This window comes from Cytobacillus sp. FSL W8-0315, from assembly GCF_038002905.1.
GTDB classification, from domain to species: Bacteria; Bacillota; Bacilli; order Bacillales; family Cytobacillaceae; genus Cytobacillus; species Cytobacillus pseudoceanisediminis.
In genome coordinates, this window is sequence record NZ_JBBOOC010000002.1 from 18,181 (window position 1) to 38,413 (window position 20,233).

The following is a 20,233-nucleotide window of genomic DNA, read 5'->3' on the forward strand; positions in this document are numbered from 1 at the left end:
TGGAGAAAGTATGGAGATGAAGGAAAAAATCTTTTATTATCGAGTTAGTTTCATCACAATATAAGTGACATATGATAAAAAACTCTAAATCAGCTTGTAATACTCATTGATTCCCTGGGGTCATATCCTACTAGGTAACAAATGCTAGTTAAATTTGTTCAGTGCTTACCAAAAATCCTCTTGGACATTTAATGTCCAAGAGGAAGAAGTGATGGAAATAATATTTTTAGATTATCCAAGATTGCCAAGATAATATAATTTTGAAGGCTAGCTTTACGTTGTTCCTATATTATTAGAAATCACCGATTCCTTTGAGGTATAAAAATAATATATGGGTTTCAATTCATCGGGGAATTAAGATACAAAATTTTGCTTAATGACTTCACTGGAATTCCTATTACTCTTATCAACTATACTTGCACAAACAGCATCACCCAGTACATTTACAGAGGTTAATGCCATATCGACTAATCTAAATAATCCCAAGATAATTGCTATGCCTACCCCGTCAATCGGTAAACCTACTGCAAGGAATACCATTGACAGGGAGACTATTCCTCCACCGGGTATCGCAGGTGCCCCAATTGAAGCTAGCAAAGAAATTAAGACTATAGTTAAATATTGAGCAAGGCCTAACTCTATCCCGTTAAGCTGGGCGACAAAAACGGCAGCTACTCCATGGCTCATAGAGGCACCGTTCATATTTATGGTCATTCCAAGCGGGAGAACAAAAGAACTTACATCTTTAGATATTTTCAGCTCATTTTCACAGCAGCTTTTTGTGACTGGGAGTGTGGCAGCACTACTGCTTGTTGCAAAGGCGGTTCCTACAGCGGGTATCATTTTATGAAAGAAATGAGCCGGCTTAATTTTTGTGAAAAGAGAAATCATCGATCCATAAGTAAAGGCAACATGAACAATCAATCCAACAGCAATGACAACAAGATACTTCACCATTGACCCAACCAGCTCCAATCCTGCGGTGCCAATAGAAGTAGCAACAAGTGAGAAAGCCGCGTAAGGGATAACTTTCATGATTATTTGGACAAGTTTCATCATGAGCTCGTTAAGTTGATTTATAAACTGATTAATAGTTCCTGCCCTATCCCCTAGCAGAGCTAAGCCAATGCCAAAAAAAATTGAAAATGTTAGGACTTGCAGCATATCCCCGGAAGTAAAAGCTTCAAAGGGATTACTGGGTATAATGTTCAAAATAGTGTCCTTAAGTGTTGGTATTTCTACAGTGTCAGTTGCTGAAGCCCCATGTCCATTATGGTTCTCATTTTGTGATATAGATGAAGATTCAGGGATTACGACATTTTTACCAGGTCCAATTATGATTGCTGCAATAATTCCGATGGAGCAGGCTATCATGGTAGTCACTACAAATAAAATAACTGTTTTCCCACCTAACTGTCCTAATTTCTTTGGACTTCCAATTGAGGTAATACTTAATACAACTGCCGAAAATACTAGAGGAATCACAATCATTTTTATTGCTTTTATGAACAATTCACCGATTGGACTAAAAATATAGGAATTTAAAATTCCGTATAGATTTGGAGCAAAGATGCTTAAACCTAAACCAGTAAGGACTCCCAACATAATAGCAATAAGAGTTTTGGTTGCTAATTTCACCCCTTGTTCCCCCTTTAGATTAAGGTTGTTTAAATAATATTAACAACCTTCTAAATTACACTCCTTTATAGCCATGTGATGTAATCATCAAAAGCACACGGTCACTTTCGTCCATTTTCCCTTCTTTGACCAGTTTTGAGACAGCAGGCCATGTTACAGCTGCAGACCCTTCAGCAAAAATCCCTCTTTTAGCTAACTCCAATTGAGCCTTTTCAACTTCAGTATTGGTAACCACTACAGCTCCACCTCCTGAAGATCTTATTGCTTCTAAAGATTGGTACGTAACCGTTTCTCCACCAATAGAAGGTAAAAGACTTGAATCGCCTCTAAATTTCCCTCTGTAATCCCTCCCTTGAAGAACATGAGCCAAGCGCGGAAAAGGTTCCACGGCATATAAACGAGGTAAGGATTCAATCCATCCTAGCCGTAGCGATTCAACAAATCCTTCCCAAATCCCCCAAAGCAGGTCCCCTCTTGCACAAGGTATAATAACAGCAGTAGGCTGATATTCTCTCATTTGCTCAACGATCTCATATGCCACCGTTGTGTATCCTTGAACTCCAAACATATTGCTTCCCACCGGAGGAATGCTGTAGTTTGTGGCTGGATAGTCGCCTTCTTCCACCATCTTTCGGACTGTTTCCCATCTTTCGAATGAACTTTGTACTTTAATAATTTCAGCACCATAAAGGCGAATTGCTTTTTCCCAAGCTACATTAATTTTTGGGGTTGTCACAATTTTGCAGTGTAATCCTCCAGCAGCTGCATAAGCTGCCAATGATGCACCCGCGTTGCCGCTAGAAGCAGCAATTACCGTTGATCGATTCAAGGAAGCAGCTCTTGCAACTATTAGTGGGCTCATCCTGTCCTTATGGGATCCAGTGGGATTTTGTCCCTCATTTTTCAACCAAAGTTCGGGTATACCTAGTTCACTTCCAAGGCCTTTTATATTAATAATCGGCGTTTCCCCTTCACCAAGAGTAGGAAAAGATTTGTAGGGCAATCGTTCTGCGTACCGAAACATACCTTTTGCTGACTTGTTTATGTTCCATGGTATGTCTTTTTGATACAAAACTCTGAGACTTGAAGGTTCATGTTTTTCCAAACATAGAGGGCAACCCGTAAAGTAATCATTTGGTGAAAAATGCTGGTTGCATTTAATGCATTCAAAAACTTTCACAGTATTATTCCAAATATGCACAATACCCCTCCCTAAAATTTAAAATATTTAGAATTATTAAAATATATGATAATATTAATGGACGACAATTTATTTGTAAAACGAATATTTTTAATTACAGTAATTTGTTTTTTGAATATATTTAAGGAGGGCTCTAATGGATATTGAACAGCTTAAAGCCTTTATATTTGTTGCCAATACAAAAAGCTTTACGCGTACAGCAGAATTACTAAATGTTGTACAGTCAACTGTTACAACCAGGATTCAAATGCTTGAAAAACAATTGGGTAAAGACTTATTTGAAAGGGACAAGAGAAACATCAAATTAACAGAATCAGGTAAAATTTTTCTCGCATATGCGGAGAGAATATTGGAATTAAACAATGAAGGGATAAAGGCTGTTCAATTAGAAAATAGCTTTAGTGAACATCTAATAATAGGCACTACACACGCACTATGGGATTACGTACTATTTGAATCCATGGAGAATTTTCAACAAACACATCCTAAAATTTCATTATCTTTAGTCACGGAGCATTCTGATATTTTAATTAGAAAAATGATTGATGGATTAATCGATATCGCTATAGTGTTCTATCCAATTAATCATGCCAGTATTACTATGGAGCTAATTATTGAGGATTCTTTTGTTCTGGTTGCCGATCCGAGTTTTCCTGTTCCTAATAATTTCGTTTTAGACAAAGACCTGCGGAACTGCAATTACATTCATTTAAATTGGGGAGGAACATTTACGGAGTGGTTTAGAGGAATTTCTTCTAATCAAGATTTTTACCATATACAAGTTGATCATGTTTCACTTTTATTAAAGTTCTTGAAAACACGAACCGGACTTGGTTTTCTTCCCAATACAGTTGCTAAACGTTTAATCCAGCAAGAGAATGTAATTAATGTGCCTTTTCTTACGGAAATTGCCATGCCGAAAAGGTCTATCTATCTACTGAAAAGAAAAATGACAAAATCAATAGAGAACTCTGAATTACTCATAAAGGTATTAAAGGCAACTTTTTTGTGATTTATTTTTGATGGTGCTCAATCTAGTATTTAATGAGGTCATAATGGTTAAACCACCTTATTGATTTTCTAAAGAGCATCCTTTTTAAAAATCAAATCCCTGTAAGAAAAACACTTCATTCCTACAGGGTGAATTTTTATATATTTTTCTCAGATAGATCTCCTTTTGTTAGTTTCTTTGCTTTTTAATTCTTTCCAAGAAGAACAGATTCAATTAATACTCTAGATATTCTTTAAGTTTCAGAAAAGAACCTATGCCGGAGGGACAAACGCTAAAACCTTTTTACTGCCACAGCATCCTCTACCTGCATAACAAAGTTTTGTTCAAAGTTTAAAGCTTTTAGTCTGACTTCCATATTCTCTATATCTTTGGAAAAAATCCGGTCTTTTTTAATTGATGGAACTATACTTCTACCAAATTTATATAACTGGTGAGTAATTGGCGCTAGTTTTGACATACCTCTATATTCAGCTGCCTGCATAGCACAAATATATTCAATTGATAGAACCTTTCTTGTATTATTAATAATTTTATATGCATATCGGGAACCTATAGTTCCCATGCTTACATGATCTTCTTGATTAGCAGAAGAAGGGATTGAATCTACACTAGCCGGATGAGCTAATTTCTTATTTTCAGATACTAAAGAAGCAGCACAATACTGCATGATCATTGCACCAGATTGTAACCCAGGCTCAGGACTAAGAAAAGGCGGCAGATCATTTAATTGGGGATTCACTAATCGTTCAACACGTCTTTCTGAAATGTTTGCCAGCTCTGCCATTCCAATAGATAAAAAGTCCATTGCAAAGGCAATTGGCTGTCCATGAAAGTTTCCGCCGGATAATATTTTATTATCGAAGATAAGCGGGTTATCTGTGGCTGCATTCATTTCAATTTCTAATTTTTCTTTTACATAATACAATACTTGCCATGTTGCTCCATGGACCTGTGGGATACAGCGCAGTGAATAAGCATCTTGAACTCTTAACTCCCCTTGCTTTGTAACGAGCTGACTACCATTCAAAATCTTCCTGATTCTTGCAGCTACCTCTATTTGTTCTTTGTACCCTCTAGCTAAATGTATATCCTCATCAAATGCATCGATAATCCCATGAAGTCCTTCAATTGTAAGTGAAGAAATATAGTCTGCCTGCAATGCAAGATTTTCTGCTTCAATATAAGCAACCGCACCCATTGCAGTCATTGCTTGCGTGCCATTGATAAGCGCCAGACCTTCTTTAGCTTTTAAGTAAATAGGCTGCAGCCCTACTTTATCAAATGCCTCTAGAGTCTCCATTTTTTTATCTTGGTACACAACTTCACCTTCCCCAACTAAAACAAGTGCTATATGTGAAAGAGGTGCAAGATCCCCGCTTGCACCTAATGAGCCTTGTTGAGGTACAATGGGATGTATTTGATAATTTAATAAGTTTATTAATAATTCAATAACGTTCCTTCGGATACCAGATAAACCTTTCAGCAAAGCATTAATGCGAAATAAGACCATAGCTCTTGTTACAGTTTCTGAAAAAGGTTTGCCAGTGCCGCAAGCATGGCTTCTGATTAAATTTAATTGCAGCTCCTCTACATTCTTTTGTTGTATATAAACATTACTGAACTTACCGAACCCTGTTGTAATTCCGTATATTACTTGTTGGTTTGCAACAATATCATCAACAGCTTTCCTGCTTACTTTCACTTTGTCCCAAATATAATCAGGAACATAAATAGGTTCATTTTCAAAAACAATTTTAAATGCTTTTTCCATGGTTAACGAATTTCCTGTTAATTCAATCATAACAAACCACCCTTTTGGAAAATTAATTTCAATAAGATACGGCTACTCCGAATTTGCGAACTAAAAAAATGTGCATCAATAGATAGAATTCTTTAAAAAAGAATAGGGGACTATACCAACAGATTCTAAGCGTAGAAATCTGTTGATATAGTCCCCTGATAACTGATCACTATGGACTAATTAAATATGATTAATGCCTAAACCAATGGCTTCATGTTCAGAACCCTTCACCGGAGCACCTATTGTCCCATAAAGGGCCACTGCTATCCATTCCCCTTCTTCCTCTGAACTATATGGCTTGCCTCTAATTACTGCGAAACTTAATCCAACCGTTCGTAAAACAGTTCCTAATAATACTTGCCCTCTTGTGACACCGTGAAGTGCTTCCATAATTGCGTGATATAGTGCATGCGTTTCACGGTATATGTCTTTTTCAATAACTTGATTTTGCCTGGCTGCTGTTTCAATAGAGGCAACCACCTTCTGCGTTTCCATGGATCCCGTCTTTCCTTGACAATATATATAACCTTGTAATCTTAAATCCTTGATGAACTCTGGTTCTAGCTTCTCTTGGCCCAATAGAGCCAAAAGCATTGCGTTTCTTCCGATTCTTGAATCAGGTCTTACGTTCATTAGGCAGACACTCACAATTCTGTTAAATTGTATGACTAAAGGAATATATTAATCTTATTAACAGATCATTATTTTGTCAATACTGAATTTTCTAATAATTTCATTCCCACTAAATGGCATGCTACAAAATGTTGATCGTCTACCTGTTTTAAAATGGGTTTTTCCCTATAGCACTCCTCTGTTACATATGGACACCTTGTTCGATAAACACAGCCGCTGGGAGGATCGGTTGGATTTGGTAAATCTCCTGAAATGGTCATTTGATCTTTGGATTCCTCTATATTTGGGTCAGGAATCGGGATTGCTTTTAGAAGAGAACTAGTATATGGATGAAGCGGGTTTTCGTAGAGGTTATTACTAGGTGCTAATTCCATCATATTTCCTAAATACATCACACCGATGCGATTACTGATTAATCTCACCATCGATAAATCATGTGAAATAAAAATATACGTTAGCTTCTTCTTCTTCTGGAGTTCCATTAGTAGATTAACAATTTGTGCCTGGACGGAAACATCAAGGGCTGATATAGGTTCATCCGCTATGATAAACTGTGGTCTTACAGCCAATGCCCTTGCAATGCCAATCCTTTGTCTCTGACCACCGCTAAATTCATGAGCATAACGATTAGCATGCTCTCGCTTTAAACCTACAGTTTCAAGTAATTGATACACTTCCTCTTTTCTTGCCTCACCTTTTTTAATACGATGAATATCGAGGCCTTCTGCTATAATATCTGCAACCGTCATCCGCGGGTTTAAGGAAGCGTATGGGTCTTGAAATATCATTTGCATATTTTTGTGAAAGTCTTTTTTATCGTTATTAGATAACATATGCACATCTTTTCCTTTATAAACTACGTTACCTGATGTTGCCTGATATAAACGAATGATGGTCCTTCCAAGTGTTGATTTACCACATCCGGATTCGCCTACCAATCCAAGTGTTTCTCCTTCATAAATATCAAACGAAATATCATCAACCGCTTTTAACTCTAATCCTTTCCCTATTTGAAATTGTTTTGTTAGGTTTTTTACTTCCAGGATTTTTTCCATCAAGTGCTCCCTTCATTTCTAAGTCGAGATAATAGATAATCTCTGCATCGGCAAGGCTAATAGGCTTTCATTGATTAGGAAAAATACATATTTATCGAAATTTAGTGAATGTACGGTTTCTTATTCATTAGCCGCTATAGGTGCTGCTTTGTTAGATGCAGTTTTGGGGGCTCGCGGATCCATTAACCAGCAATTTAGATGATGTGTGCGTGAAAGTACTGTTTTATCCGGATTATGTTCATCACAAACTTCCATTGCAAAAGGACATCGCGGAGAAAAGGCGCAGCCCTTTGGAGGCTCTGAAAGGTCCGGTGGAGTACCGTCGATGGCCGTTAACTTTTGGGTTCGGTTGTGATCAAGTTTAGGTACAGACTCTAATAATCCAAGAGTGTAGGGGTGCTTAGGTTTGTAAAAGATTTCATTTTTTGTACCACTTTCGACTATTTTTCCAGCATACATAATATTGACTCGATCCGAAAATCTTGCCACTACCCCTAAATCATGTGTAATAAGAATAATCGCCATGCCCATTTTTTGCTGTAGATCTTTTAATAGATCTAGAATTTGAGATTGAATGGTGACATCTAAAGCTGTTGTGGGTTCGTCTGCAATTAAAAGATCAGGTTTGCAAATCAGCGCCATAGCTATGACAATTCGCTGCCTCATTCCACCGCTAAGTTGATGAGGATATTTTGAAAAGCAATGTACAGGGTTCGGTATTCCTACTAGCTTTATAATTTCAATTGTTTGTTCCTTTGCTAACTTTTTATTATAGCCCTTATGAATAATAAGACCCTCAGCAATTTGATCGCCAACCTTCATTGTCGGATTTAATGAAGTCATCGGATCCTGAAATACCATTCCTATCTTTGCCCCACGAATCTTAGATAGCTGTTTTTTCTTCATTGTGGTTATTTCTTTCCCGTTAAACAATATGGATCCCTTGGGGATGGTGCAAGTTTTCTCAGGCAGCAATTTCATAATACTTTTTGCAGTAACTGATTTCCCGCATCCCGATTCCCCGACGATAGCAAGAACTTCCCCTTTATTGATATGAAAAGAAACCCCGCGGACCGCTTGGATATGCCGGTTATTAGAGTGAAATTGAACGTGAAGATCTTTTACTTCTAGAAGTTTGTTCATTTTTATCCTCCTTACTTTGATGAAAGTTAAAATTTAGAGGTTCTTATTTTTTAAGTTTTGGATCTAGTGCATCCCTTAAGCCATCTCCCAATACGTTAAAAGAAAACATGGTTAATGAGATAAATAAAGCTGGAAAAAATAAGCGCCATATCTCACCTGTTAATAAGGTGACAAGACCTTCTGACGTCATTGTTCCCCAGCTTGCAAGCGGAACAGGTACACCAAGTCCTAAAAAACTTAAAGTTGCTTCGGCAAATATTGCACCAGGGACAGATAGCGTCATGCTTACAATGATTGGGCCCATAGCATTTGGAATCAGGTGTTTAAAAAGCACTCTGAAAAAGTTTCCCCCTAATACCTGTGATGCTAATACAAATTCAGACTCTTTCAATCTCAAAATTTCCCCACGGACTAAACGGGCCATTCCAATCCATCCAGTTGCGGCCATAGCAATGATAATGGTGAGTAATCCAGGCTTTAATACGACCATTAATAGAATTGTCACAAGCAAATGAGGCAATCCATAAAGGATGTCTACGATTCGCATCATGACTTCATCTGTTTTTCCACCTTTGTAGGCTGCAATACCTCCCCATATAACACCAATTATTAAGTCCAATAAAACGGCTGTTATTCCAATAAAGAGGGAAATTCTGGCGCCTATCCAAGTCCTTGAAAATATATCTCTTCCTAAATCGTCTGTTCCAAACCAAAAACCTTTTGATGGGGGGAGATTAGCATTTAGCAGACTTTGGTCAGAATACGAATAAGGTACAAGCATTGGACCTATAATGGACATTGCGATTAAAAGAATTATCATACTGAATCCTGTCATAGCTAGCTTGTTTTGTTTCAGTCTTCTCAATGCGTCTCTCCAAAATGAAACACTTGGTTTACTAAGTAGTTTCTCCTCTCTGTTTTTTTTCTTAAATACAAAGAGCTCATCCCGAACTGGCTGCATTTGGCTATCCCCTCCCTCTAAGAAGCTTTATTCTTGGATCGATAAGAACATAGGCAATGTCGACTAATATAACAAAGAATATTAGAATAGCACTATAAAAAACTGTAGTCCCTAAAATCAATGGATAATCCCTATCAGTAATGCCTTCCACAAAATATTTACCTAATCCAGGCACACCGAAGATTTGTTCAATTACAAAGCTGCCTGTTAATACAGTGGCTGTAATGGGACCCAGAATAGTTACAACCGGAATCATAGCATTTCTAAGCACATGCCTAAACACGAATCTTGTACCTGTTACTCCTTTGGCCATCGCTGTCTGGATATAATCCATCGATAAGACCTCAAGAATACTTGATCGAGTTAGGCGGGCGATATATGCCATTGGTGTCACGGCTAGGGCAACACTAGGCAAAACAGAGTGCTTCCAAGTCCCCCAAGTGGCAACAGGAAACCATTGCATTTTAATAGCAAAAAAGTTAATTAAAACTGTTGCGAATATGAAGCTGGGAACGGAAAGGCCAAGAATAGCAATAATCATTGAAAAATAGTCAATTGCACTATTGTGTCGAATTGCAGCAAGAATGCCTAATGCAATGCCAAAAAAGGTTGCAATAATAATTGCTTGCAAACCAATCAAAGCAGAAACTGGAAACCCGCTTGCTATTAATTCATTCACTGTTTGATTGTCCCACTTGATCGAAGGACCAAAGTCGAATAGTAAGGCTCCCTTAAGATACTTAAAATATTGAATGTACATGGGATCACTAAGTCCATAATGCTCTTTTAAGTTTTCAACTACTTGTTCTGGTATTCGATTTTCACTTGTAAAAGGATCTCCTGGTATGGCGTACATTAATAAAAAGGTAAGTGAAATAATTACGAACAATGTCATAAAGACACTAATAATTCTCCTAGTCAGAAACTGGCGCATATTTCCCCTCCTTTATTTTTGAGAAGCAACTGGATAGAACAAACTGAAAAAGTGTACGCTTTGTACACTCTTCCAGTTATTAAAAGCTACATAAACTAAAATTTTCACCGGTTTACCTATCTTTTATCACTACTTTACATATGCCTCTCGGAAATCAATGGCCTGGATAGTATATTGATAAATTCCATTTATATGATCCTTTTGCAGATACACCTTTGTACGATAATAAAGAGGAGAAATAGCCATCTGGTCTATCAGAACCTTTTCAGCCTCAACCAAATACTTGGCACGATTTTCTAGGTTTAATTCTGCTTCTGCTTTTTTCATTAATAGATCGTACTCTGGAATTGAGATATTGCTATAGTTATAAACATCCCCGGTCATGAATTGTCCCATTAAATTACTGGCATCGTCATAGTCAGCACCAGTACTGTATATAGCGAACTGATAATCTCCTGCTTGGACATTTTGAACAAAAACCTTCCGCTCCATTGTTTGGAGCTCCACTTCTATGCCTAAGTTTTTCTTCCACATTTCCTGCATGGCCTGTGAAAGCTTATTGTACGTATCGTCCGTATAGAATAGTAGATTCATTTTCGGGAAAGCGGAAAGTTCTAATTCATCAAGTCCCTCCTGGAGCAAAGTTTTTGCAGTTTCAACATCATTATCCTGAAACAATGTGTCACCGGCCAATTCCCTAAATTCCCCAGCACCGCTACTCAGTCCTATTGGTATTAAACCTAGAGCTGGAATTTCTCCTCCTTGTGTCACTTTTTCTACTAAGAGATTTCTATCGAGTGCCAGACTTAATGCCTGGCGTATTTTTTCATTAGCAAAAATTTTATCATTATGATTAAAACGTAAATAAGCCAAACTTGCGCTCGGTGCTGTTTTTGCCTCTCCAGATGAAATTAATTTATTTCTAATTGAATTTGGTAAATTAGCAGAGAAATCCAGTTCATTTGATTGGTACATGGCATATTCTGTGTTTTGTTCATTCACCATCACCCACTTTAACTTATCCAGTTTTACGACATCTTTTCCCCAATAATTTTCATTAGGTACCATTATTAATTCTTGTCCGTGCTTCCAGCTCTCTATTTTAAATGGACCGTTTGAAACAAAAGACTCAGCTTCTGATGCCCATTTTGTATTTGCTTGATCTACTTCTTTGTTTATAGGTAATAGTGTGAAAAACGCTGTTAATCCCAAAAAGAAAGAAGTTGGTTTTTCTAAAGTAACCTCAAGGGTATATTCATCTACTGCTTTAACACCTAGCTCAGCGGGATCCTTAATCGTTCCTTCGTTATATGCTGCTCCATTTTTTATAAAAAATAGATTACTTCCAAGTGGGGCAGCAACTTCTGGACGCAATACCTTCTCCCAGGAATAAACAAAATCTTCTGCTTGTACTTGGTCACCGTTTGACCATTTTGCATTTTTATTTAAATGGAAAGTGTAAACAGTACCATCTTCAGAAACATCCCATTTTTCAGCTACACCTGGAGCAATGTTTCCTTCTTTATCCAAGCGAACAAGACCTTCAAATAATTGGTTTGATATATCCCCAGCAATCTGGTTATCTATTAAAGCCGGCTCAAGACTAGGAGGTTCGGATAATGCATTTATCGTAATTATTTGTTCTTTGTTAGCGGACTCCGTTTTATCGTTATTATTTTCTGTGCTGTTCTGATTATTAACCTGACTATTATTACTGCAAGCACTGATAAATAAACTAATTACTAAGAAGGTTAAAAATAATAATCGACTTCTCGTATTAATCATCAAATATCCCCCCATTATTCGTTTTTAATTTACGAAAACGCTAAGTTACTTGAGAATTTACTCCTTATCACCTCCGAAACCTACTTAAATATAAAAAAGGAAGCATATCGAATAACCATGCAAAATGCACATAGTGATTCGATATAGCCCCCTTAATTTCAACTAATAACTGTAGACTATATAAGTATTGAATTTGATTATATATAATATTCAAAATATAATAATTAATCATAATATTAAGTAAATTTATTCGAATTGTCAATACTTCGTTTATATGGATTATTTAAAAGAGACACAAATAAAAAGGTATTTAGAGCAAAATAATAATTTTGTCATATTCTGCATAAATTCTTCAAATTTAAGACATATAATTTAAATTAGAAGTTTAGAAGGGACCATCATTTGTGCCAATATGTCTCTAAGCGGTACTTTACAGTTTGCCAATAATTAACCGGTTTGGCTGTATTAGCATGCCCTTTTTGGCTCTAACTGCGTGTATCATCATTTTATTTTTTTGGTATTAATTAAGATAATAGCTAAAATAAGAGGACCTTCTTGGGTGTCTATATATATATTGAATTAGGAAAATTAAATTTTTTAAAGTATGTAACTCCACTGGGTTTCCACCAAGAGTTATAAGCCCTTTTTACATATATGCTTCTCAAATATTCTAATAACCATTTTCATTATAATTATAGTGAAACAACGAAGGAGATTTTTATGAAAACTAAGAGATTGATCATACGTTGTGTAATTTTGTTGTTGCTTTTTGGTGCTGTCGGTTATACTCTTTACGCCAATTTGACAAAAGATAAAGTTTCAATAAAAGAAGGGACAGCTGCTCCTGATTTTTCTTTAGAAACCTTGGACGGAGATCAAATAAGATTATCTGATTTAAAAGGACAAGGGGTATTTTTGAATTTTTGGGGCACATGGTGTAAACCTTGTGAAAAAGAAATGCCATATATGGAGAATCAATATAAACAATATAAAGAGAAAGGTGTAGAAATTCTCGCGGTCAATATAGATGAAAGTGACTTAGCTGTCTCGACTTTCGTAAAAAAACATAACTTGACGTTTCCAATCTTGATGGACAGGGGAAGTGTTGTAACGGAATTATATAACATTGGCCCAATACCCACTACAATCTTAATTGATAAGGATGGGAATGTTGTTAAAACCTTAACTGGAACTTTGACTGAGGAAAATATAGGGGATTATATGAATTCAATTGCCCCATAACAAAACGCTGACTCCAAAGGTCGGTTAATAAAAATCCCAATTTCTCATTATTATATTGAGAAATTGGGATTTAATGTTTAATAGAATGCAAGTGACTTTTAAATCATGAATACCTTAATCTTAAGCCAAACGGTCAACTTATAATGTCCGCAGCGCATTTAAGACGGCAAATGCATTTCTTCATCAATTATCTAAATAATTTGTTTAGTAGATAGCTAAACTCTGCTATATCTATTATGGATTTGCTAAACTGCGAATATTCCAACCATTACAATTTCCCTGTAAAGAAATAAGTTTTCTTTAATTGCTACACTCTTATTATAATAAATAGGTGTGAAGCCTTTATATATTGTATTAAGGGTGGAAATTCTCAAACTAATTGTGACTTCATCCGTAGATTCCTATTCTCCAACCGTTGCTTGGTCCGATGACAACTTGGTTTGTTTTTTTTAGTGGGAAGAATAAACTTGACCGCTATCGGAACTACCCATAATTACGCTGCTTCAGAGGAATAATGTTTCCTTCCTTTTTAAAGCATACAAGGCCGTCAAAAAAAGAACTATTGATACAGTATTAAAGAAATACTTATCACTTAAGTAAATTCAGATATAGTCACAAGTAATAATATCCAAAGAGTATCACCTTATTCTGCATAATTTCTTCAAATTCATGAAATATAATATAAATTAGCAGCTTCTTGGGAAATGGGTGAAATAAATGAAAAAAAAGCTTTCAATAAAGCTTGGAATAGTATTCTTTCTAATTATTTTTAGCCTTGAGATTTTTATGTTTTTCTTCTTACACTCGGCCCTTGTAGATTCAAGAATAGAAGAAGAGTTTATTTCTTTACAAGCTAGAGGTAACGCCCATAGGGACATTCTCGAAAAGCATTTTGATCAAGATACAATCTCTCATGTATCTTTAATGGAATCCGAGGCAAATACGGATGTCGTTATTACCGATATGAATGGTCGAATACTTGGTTCCTCATCAAAAAGCAGCGATATTCAAGACCATATTAATAGTGCAGACTCAGTAATCCCACGAGATGGAGAGGTAGTTGACGGTAACTGGAAAGAGGGAAAGTTTATCTCAACGGTTAGCCCTGTCGAAATAGATGGCGACATTACCGCGAAGGTTTTTATGTTTCAAGAAACAGAATCGATACACTCTCTGATTGACAGACTAAATAAACACTTTATATTAACAGGAATATTTGCTGTCTTTTTAACCTTAACTGTAATCATTTTTCTTTCAAAAGGTCTTGCTAAACCTTTAATAAAAATGAAGGAAGCTACTTCTCAAATCAGTAAAGGAGATTTTACTGTTTCTCTCCCCAAAAATAGGAATGACGAACTTGGGGATTTAGCCGATTCTATCTCTCGGCTTGCAAGCGATTTACATTATTTAAAACTAGAGCGAAACGATTTTTTGGCGAGCATTTCTCATGAACTCAGGACACCCCTCACCTATATCAAGGGATATGCCGATATTGTTCATAAAAGGAATTTATCTATTGAGGATCGAGATAAATATTTAAATATTATTCATGAAGAAGCAAATCGTCTCTCTGATTTAATTAAGGATCTTTTTGATCTTGCGAAAATGGATAAAAATTCGTTCGTTATACAGAAAAGACCTATAGACTTAACAGACTTTATTTTGAAAATAGAGCAAAAGTTTTCTCCGGCTTTCCAAGAAAAAGAAATGGAATTGGATGTAATTTGTCCAAAAGAAGCGGTTATTATCGCTGATCCTACTAGGCTTGAGCAAATCATCTTTAATTTACTGGATAACGCTATTAAATACTCTCCACCTGGGGCCAAAACGATTCTATCTGTAAACAATAAAAAGAAGGATGTCTATATTAAAGTTCGAGATAATGGAAAAGGGATTCCCGAAGAAGATCTGCCTTATATTCTAAACCGCTTTTATCGTGTAGATAAATCCAGAACGAGATCTTTAGGAGGAACAGGTTTGGGGCTCGCCATTGTAAAGGAGCTTGTTCTAGCCCATGGGGGGACTGTTTCTGTGAGAAGCAAGGAAGGAAAAGGAACAGAATTTGAACTTGTCTTTAAAGGAGCAGATAAAATTGAAAACGATACTATTAGTTGATGATGAATCTAGAATGCTGGATTTACTTGCCCTGTATTTAACCCCAATAGGTTATAATTGCGTCAAAAAGTCATCTGCAATAGAAGCAATCAGGTTTATAGAATCACAACCCGCAGATCTAATATTATTAGATGTGATGATGCCTGAAATGGATGGCTGGAAAGCATGCAAAGAATTAAAAAAAGTCAGGGATATCCCGATAATCATGCTCACAGCGAGAAGTGAGAAACCTGATATTGTTAAAGGGTTAAAATTAGGTGCAGATGATTATATTTTAAAACCATTTGATGAAGAAGAACTTGTAGCAAGGATTGAAGCAGTACTTAGAAGAACTGCAAAAGAAGATGAGTTCATCGCATTTAAAGGTCTTTTACTAAAACCAGATTCCTATGAGCTTTATTATGAAGATAAAGAGGTATTGTTGACACCTAAAGAATTTGCGATGGTACAGTTACTTATAAGTAACAGAAACAAGGTTTTCTCTAGAGATCACTTAATTGAATCGGTTTGGGGATTTGGGGTATCAATTGAAGACCGTACAATTGACTCTCATGTTAGAAACATACGAGAAAAGCTGAGAAAGGCAGGATTTCCGGCGGATGATTATTTACTGACAGTTTGGGGTGTGGGATATAAATGGACAGGAAAGGATTAATTCGCAGCCTATTTCAACTTAAGCATTCAAATCAAACCCAATCATAACAAAAGTCGATTCCTTCGCTAAGGAATCGACTTTCTATTTTTAATCGATCTTCTATCTTACAAACTATTCAGCTGGGGATAGCTCACTTTCAGTCACCCATTTATGATTTTTCACTTCTTTGCCGTCAGTTGTCGTAGTAAAGTCAACCATGTAAACAGTTGTTTGTTCAGCTGAATCAATTTCTGCAGTTGCTCCGTCCATGCCTTCCATATGTTCTGCATTTACAGTAACTTCTGCTCCAGGTTCAAAAGGTTCTTCACCGGCGTTTTCTATTTCTTCATGGATGACCCATTTATGATCCTCCACTCTTTCTCCCCCCGTTGTCGGAGTATAAGAGATAGTATAAACAGTAGTATCGTATGCCCCTACAATAGTTGCTTCAGCGCCTTTCATACCTGGCATATGATCAGATTCAATAATCGCATTGCTTCCAACTTCATAAGTTGGTGAAGCTGCTTCTTCTAAACCTTCGGGAACTTCGCCCGATCCAGACATATCCATATTACTGTGATCCATGCCTTCCATATCTTCATCCATATTCTCTTGGCTCTCTTCTGTATTCTCGTTGCCTTCATTGTTTCCCGTGTTTTCATCATTTGCATTTGAACAAGCTCCCAAAAGTAATAAAAGAGCAGTAAGTAATGCAAATAACATAGAATTCCTTAATTTCATTTTTAACATTTAAATAACTCCTCCTTAAGTAATTTAGAATATCATACCTAAAAAATGTGCAGAAAATGTGATGAAAGCAGTTTCTATAAAAAATTTTGTCCTTAAATCTATTCCCCACTAGAAACTAAATTATTCTTCTGCATAGCTTTGGGATTTTTATTTGATAAATACTATAGACTATACAAATGGCTATTTTTAAGAGTATCTATTTAATAATTAATGGCAAGCCGCACAACGTGTTAGTGGTTACCTTTAATAGGAAATAAGAACAGCCAGAGTGGCTGCCAGCATATATTAACTTTTATATTTATTTCTCCCGCGTTTACATTAACTAGTGCTATTTCGATGGAGAACTTTATGCCAATTCCTCCTGTTTTGCTGTTCCTGGATCTATCCCTCTGTAAAAACGTTTAAAAATATAAGGAAGAACCTCTTTCTTTATCCCAACTTCTTTATCGGCTGCTTAGGTATATAACTATTGTTCTTGAAGGCTCTTTTCATAAAGAATGTTGTTTTTACTTTTTATGGTATTATGTATGAGGAACTTCTTGAGCGAAAGAGCAGGATTATTGAAGATTGAATTTGCATCTTTATAGAGAAAGGGAGAGAAGAATTTGAAAGCATTTGCTGGGATTCTATTATTATTTCACGCATCTATTTTAATTCTTTGGATAATGAACTCTGGATACTTATTCTCATTGCTAGGAGTAGTGTTATGGCTTATAGTTGTTGCGGTTGGGTTTTTTGTCCAGAAAAGAATAAATGAGCAATTGTTGATAAAAAAACTATTGTTGTCATCGTGCTATTTTATGGTTTTCCTAAGTATAATTACAGTTGGGATACACTTTGTTACAAGTTCTATGCCTTAATTTTATTTCCTCCGAATATGTTAGCTTTCATGGAGCAACGTTTTATTTAAATTTACGACGCATAGAGTAAAAAAGGCTCTGAGCGTTTTTTTATCTAACTGCCTGTTCAACTTCTTAACATCTCAACTGTATGATAGTTTGATTTTTGGCAGGTTGAAATCAAACTATGTTCCATGCGTTTATCTATTGGTAAGAGTGATTTACTAATTCAACCCAAATAAACCAGTTTTGGTAATGATCTAGATAATATGTTCCAACACCCTGAAAACGCTCCATCCAACCCTTTAAGCTGTGGAAGTTAGTGACGTGCTGTATATGATAGATCGCTTTTTTTTACTCTTTGCTTTTGACGTTCGTTAATCGTTTCGTGCAGCAAGCCTTTTATCTTCGAGAAATTTTTTTAGTTCGTTGCCATATCAGTGCATAACAGAGCCAATAGATGAATGAATTCACCAATCACTGCATCAGTTTCTTCAGCTTTAACCCGCTTGGATAGGATTTCAATTTAAACCATGTCTTCAAGAAATCTGTGTATTTGCACATAATAGAAGGGTATTAAAGAATTGAAAACACTTAACACTTATTTTCTTCTCAATTAAGCTAAAATGCGATATATAGTATTATTGTTCCGGCAACAAGTGCAAAAAAAATAATTACTTTATTGCAATACAGAGGCTGTTCCTTGTCAAATTGTTCTATAATAATTATAATCAGAATAATCAAGAGTTGAATAAACCAAGATAGAAAGACCATTTATTATATCTCCAATCTTATTAGTCCTTCAAAGTTAAAGTGGTACATTCGATCGTGAGTGATTTACAAGTTACTACACACTAACCAGAGTGGTTCTATTTTTTGATTTTTGGAGAGTATATAATTTTCCAAGCCGATTAATTTCTCTGTATCTTACTTATACCTAAAATATTTGCATAAATTATGCATACACAAATACTTTTTACCTTGCATATTATTGAGAAAAGAAAAACCATAATCTCTTTTAATGCGATTGTCTTCCTTGTTAAACATCTAAGATTTCGGAATTAACTTTCCTGTTGTTTTAAAGAAGGGGTGAAGAACTTGTGCTTTACTCATAATGTTATTGAATTACAAGCCCTTAAAATATGTGAGGAAATTAGGGAACACTCTATTTACAAACTAGTCAGTATAACTACTACTAGTGGTGAGAGCATTAAAATTAAAGAAAATTTATCTATACAAAGTAATTTAAATTTATCTTCTGGTGGAACTTTGCCTTTAGTTACAAAGGTCGTGCTTGAAGATACTGATGGAAGGCCTTATTCCGTCAATGTAGATGAAGTAGGACTACAGTTTGCAAAAGGCCTTATTACTTATAAAGAATATAAACTCCTTCAAAATAGGGAAAAAAGAAAGTTAACTACTATATTAATAGCCTCCGGGGGCACGTTTTTTTTAATGAGCTGGTCATTTTTGAAGCTCTTATTTTAATAGTCAGAAAAAAAAAGGAGTGGCTACTCCTTTTTTCTTTTACTAATATTTGTAAAGTTCAATAGACTTTATTGGCTAGTTTTTTAAGTTTATATTTAGTAGTGCGCTTGAACCATATTAGAAGGTTTGCATCATTATATTCACAGAAGAATTTGCTAAGAAAAAAGGATGCAGCTGAAAATTCAGCCTGCACCCTTTTTTTATTTTTATCTTTGTTCTTTTTGCATGAATATAACAGACACCTGAAAATCCATTACTTAAGATCAACCATGGAGTTCGATTAACTTTAAATAAAATGAGGTCATATAGATGATTTTATACCTGCTCTGAGTTTTATAATACATCTCATTTAATGGATAAGTTAAATGCTTTCACGATGATCCCGTCATTTGCTGGCTGAAAGTCAAATTGTGGTATTCTTTCAAAACCCATACGTTTATATATCAGTAATGCTGATTTCATAAACTCAGCAGTATGTAAACCAATACAAGGAAAGCCTTTAGATTTTGCTCGCTGAATGCACTCTCTTACTAGAGCCTCTGCAATACCTCTACCTCTATATTCAGGGCTAACTGCAAGCATTCTAATTTCTGGATATTCTAACATATCGGCAAGCCCCTTATACGCATCTGACTTCGGAGGGAATAAAGCCACACTTCCAGCTATTTCTCCATTTATTTCAGCTACTAAAAGTTCAACCCCTTGCTGTTCATCAGCATCCGAGGATATAGCCGTCTTAAGGGCTTCCCAGTGGCCCTTGGGGATACTGTTTATATGTTCTTCATATGCTTGCACTCTTCGTTCACGAATAATTTCTAGTTCAGTATCTAGTGCCTCACGAATTATAACCATAAGTATAAATTTGCCTCCTATTTGAATTGTGATTCAATTCTTACGCCTATCAACAAATTCTTTCTAGGTAATGCTTAAATTTATTAAAACAAATATTGCTGGAGAAATGCCAGCAAATCATACTTGTATCACTTTATTTCAAGTCATATC

16 protein-coding genes and 1 pseudogene are annotated in these 20,233 nt (G+C 35.8%); 5 read left to right on the top strand and 12 right to left on the bottom strand.

Annotated elements, in window-relative coordinates; all coding sequences use genetic code 11:
• Positions 1-354: 354 nt before the first annotated feature.
• Both MKY20_RS23955 and MKY20_RS23960 read right to left on the bottom strand, forming a co-directional pair.
• On the bottom strand, positions 355-1,638 hold the full coding sequence (locus tag MKY20_RS23955) for a dicarboxylate/amino acid:cation symporter (protein WP_009336044.1): 1,284 nt from the start codon (positions 1,636-1,638) through the stop codon (positions 355-357).
• A 55-nt stretch (positions 1,639-1,693) separates the two neighbouring features.
• Positions 1,694-2,662, bottom strand: a complete 969-nt coding sequence (locus MKY20_RS23960; RefSeq protein WP_232292561.1) for a pyridoxal-phosphate dependent enzyme — start codon at positions 2,660-2,662, stop codon at positions 1,694-1,696.
• Positions 2,663-2,975: 313 nt separating this feature from the next.
• Here MKY20_RS23960 and MKY20_RS23965 point away from each other — a divergent pair, with 313 nt between their 5' ends.
• Entirely contained in the window at positions 2,976-3,851 is an 876-nt protein-coding gene (locus MKY20_RS23965) for a LysR family transcriptional regulator (protein ID WP_009336042.1), read from the top strand.
• Between the two features lie 271 nt (positions 3,852-4,122).
• On the opposite strand, the gene hutH is transcribed toward MKY20_RS23965, so the two are convergent.
• The 7 genes from hutH to MKY20_RS24000 form a co-directional block, all read right to left on the bottom strand.
• Entirely contained in the window at positions 4,123-5,652 is a 1,530-nt protein-coding gene (gene hutH / locus MKY20_RS23970) for a histidine ammonia-lyase (protein WP_009336041.1), read from the bottom strand.
• Positions 5,653-5,832: 180 nt separating this feature from the next.
• Positions 5,833-6,285, bottom strand: coding sequence for a hut operon transcriptional regulator HutP (gene hutP, locus MKY20_RS23975; RefSeq protein ID WP_009336040.1), 453 nt, complete (start codon positions 6,283-6,285; stop codon positions 5,833-5,835).
• 68 nt (positions 6,286-6,353) lie between these two features.
• Positions 6,354-7,340 (bottom strand): ABC transporter ATP-binding protein, encoded by a 987-nt coding sequence (locus MKY20_RS23980; RefSeq protein WP_009336039.1) that lies wholly within the window; start codon positions 7,338-7,340, stop codon positions 6,354-6,356.
• 120 nt (positions 7,341-7,460) lie between these two features.
• Positions 7,461-8,483, bottom strand: a complete 1,023-nt coding sequence (locus MKY20_RS23985; RefSeq protein WP_009336038.1) for an ABC transporter ATP-binding protein — start codon at positions 8,481-8,483, stop codon at positions 7,461-7,463.
• Between the two features lie 43 nt (positions 8,484-8,526).
• Positions 8,527-9,444 carry an ABC transporter permease gene (locus tag MKY20_RS23990; RefSeq protein WP_009336037.1) on the bottom strand — a complete coding sequence of 306 codons (918 nt, stop codon included), beginning with the start codon at positions 9,442-9,444 and terminating at the stop codon, positions 8,527-8,529.
• 4 nt (positions 9,445-9,448) lie between these two features.
• Positions 9,449-10,378, bottom strand: a complete 930-nt coding sequence (locus MKY20_RS23995) for an ABC transporter permease (protein WP_009336036.1) — start codon at positions 10,376-10,378, stop codon at positions 9,449-9,451.
• A 129-nt stretch (positions 10,379-10,507) separates the two neighbouring features.
• Positions 10,508-12,163, bottom strand: coding sequence for a peptide ABC transporter substrate-binding protein (locus MKY20_RS24000; RefSeq protein WP_034297814.1), 1,656 nt, complete (start codon positions 12,161-12,163; stop codon positions 10,508-10,510).
• Positions 12,164-12,883: 720 nt separating this feature from the next.
• Here MKY20_RS24000 and resA point away from each other — a divergent pair.
• The 3 genes from resA to MKY20_RS24015 all read left to right on the top strand — a co-directional run bounded on the left by resA (position 12,884) and on the right by MKY20_RS24015 (position 16,175).
• Positions 12,884-13,405 (top strand): thiol-disulfide oxidoreductase ResA, encoded by a 522-nt coding sequence (gene resA, locus MKY20_RS24005; protein WP_009336034.1) that lies wholly within the window; start codon positions 12,884-12,886, stop codon positions 13,403-13,405.
• A gap of 717 nt (positions 13,406-14,122) precedes the next feature.
• On the top strand, positions 14,123-15,520 hold the full coding sequence (locus tag MKY20_RS24010) for a sensor histidine kinase (protein WP_009336033.1): 1,398 nt from the start codon (positions 14,123-14,125) through the stop codon (positions 15,518-15,520).
• On the top strand, positions 15,498-16,175 hold the full coding sequence (locus MKY20_RS24015) for a response regulator (protein WP_034297810.1): 678 nt from the start codon (positions 15,498-15,500) through the stop codon (positions 16,173-16,175). The genes MKY20_RS24010 and MKY20_RS24015 overlap by 23 nt, the downstream gene beginning before the upstream one ends.
• Positions 16,176-16,286: 111 nt before the next feature.
• Here the strand turns inward: MKY20_RS24015 and MKY20_RS24020 are convergent, their stop codons facing one another.
• Positions 16,287-16,904, bottom strand: coding sequence for a YdhK family protein (locus MKY20_RS24020; RefSeq protein ID WP_009336031.1), 618 nt, complete (start codon positions 16,902-16,904; stop codon positions 16,287-16,289).
• A 966-nt stretch (positions 16,905-17,870) separates the two neighbouring features.
• Positions 17,871-18,251 (bottom strand): annotated as a pseudogene (locus tag MKY20_RS28745) (IS1595 family transposase); the annotation flags it as partial.
• Between the two features lie 590 nt (positions 18,252-18,841).
• On the opposite strand from MKY20_RS28745, the gene MKY20_RS24030 reads away from it, so the two are divergent.
• A complete protein-coding gene (locus tag MKY20_RS24030) occupies positions 18,842-19,231 on the top strand; it encodes a hypothetical protein (protein WP_034297806.1) in 390 nt (129 codons plus the stop codon).
• 345 nt (positions 19,232-19,576) lie between these two features.
• Here MKY20_RS24030 and MKY20_RS24035 read toward each other — a convergent pair whose 3' ends face one another.
• Complete coding sequence (locus tag MKY20_RS24035) at positions 19,577-20,083, bottom strand: GNAT family N-acetyltransferase (RefSeq protein WP_284522418.1); 507 nt, start codon at positions 20,081-20,083, stop codon at positions 19,577-19,579.
• Between the last annotated feature and the right edge of the window lie 150 nt (positions 20,084-20,233).

Coding starts and splice junctions, on each gene's coding strand:
- MKY20_RS23990 (WP_009336037.1), bottom strand. CDS start 9,444: ATGCAGCCAGTTCGGGATGAGCTCTTTGTATTTAAGAAAAAAAACAGA.
- MKY20_RS23980 (WP_009336039.1), bottom strand. CDS start 7,340: ATGGAAAAAATCCTGGAAGTAAAAAACCTAACAAAACAATTTCAAATA.
- MKY20_RS23960 (WP_232292561.1), bottom strand. CDS start 2,662: ATGTTTCGGTACGCAGAACGATTGCCCTACAAATCTTTTCCTACTCTT.
- MKY20_RS24000 (WP_034297814.1), bottom strand. CDS start 12,163: ATGATTAATACGAGAAGTCGATTATTATTTTTAACCTTCTTAGTAATT.
- resA (WP_009336034.1), top strand. CDS start 12,884: ATGAAAACTAAGAGATTGATCATACGTTGTGTAATTTTGTTGTTGCTT.
- hutP (WP_009336040.1), bottom strand. CDS start 6,285: ATGAACGTAAGACCTGATTCAAGAATCGGAAGAAACGCAATGCTTTTG.
- MKY20_RS24010 (WP_009336033.1), top strand. CDS start 14,123: ATGAAAAAAAAGCTTTCAATAAAGCTTGGAATAGTATTCTTTCTAATT.
- MKY20_RS23985 (WP_009336038.1), bottom strand. CDS start 8,483: ATGAACAAACTTCTAGAAGTAAAAGATCTTCACGTTCAATTTCACTCT.
- MKY20_RS23965 (WP_009336042.1), top strand. CDS start 2,976: ATGGATATTGAACAGCTTAAAGCCTTTATATTTGTTGCCAATACAAAA.
- hutH (WP_009336041.1), bottom strand. CDS start 5,652: ATGATTGAATTAACAGGAAATTCGTTAACCATGGAAAAAGCATTTAAA.
- MKY20_RS24035 (WP_284522418.1), bottom strand. CDS start 20,083: ATGGTTATAATTCGTGAGGCACTAGATACTGAACTAGAAATTATTCGT.
- MKY20_RS23995 (WP_009336036.1), bottom strand. CDS start 10,378: ATGCGCCAGTTTCTGACTAGGAGAATTATTAGTGTCTTTATGACATTG.
- MKY20_RS24020 (WP_009336031.1), bottom strand. CDS start 16,904: ATGTTAAAAATGAAATTAAGGAATTCTATGTTATTTGCATTACTTACT.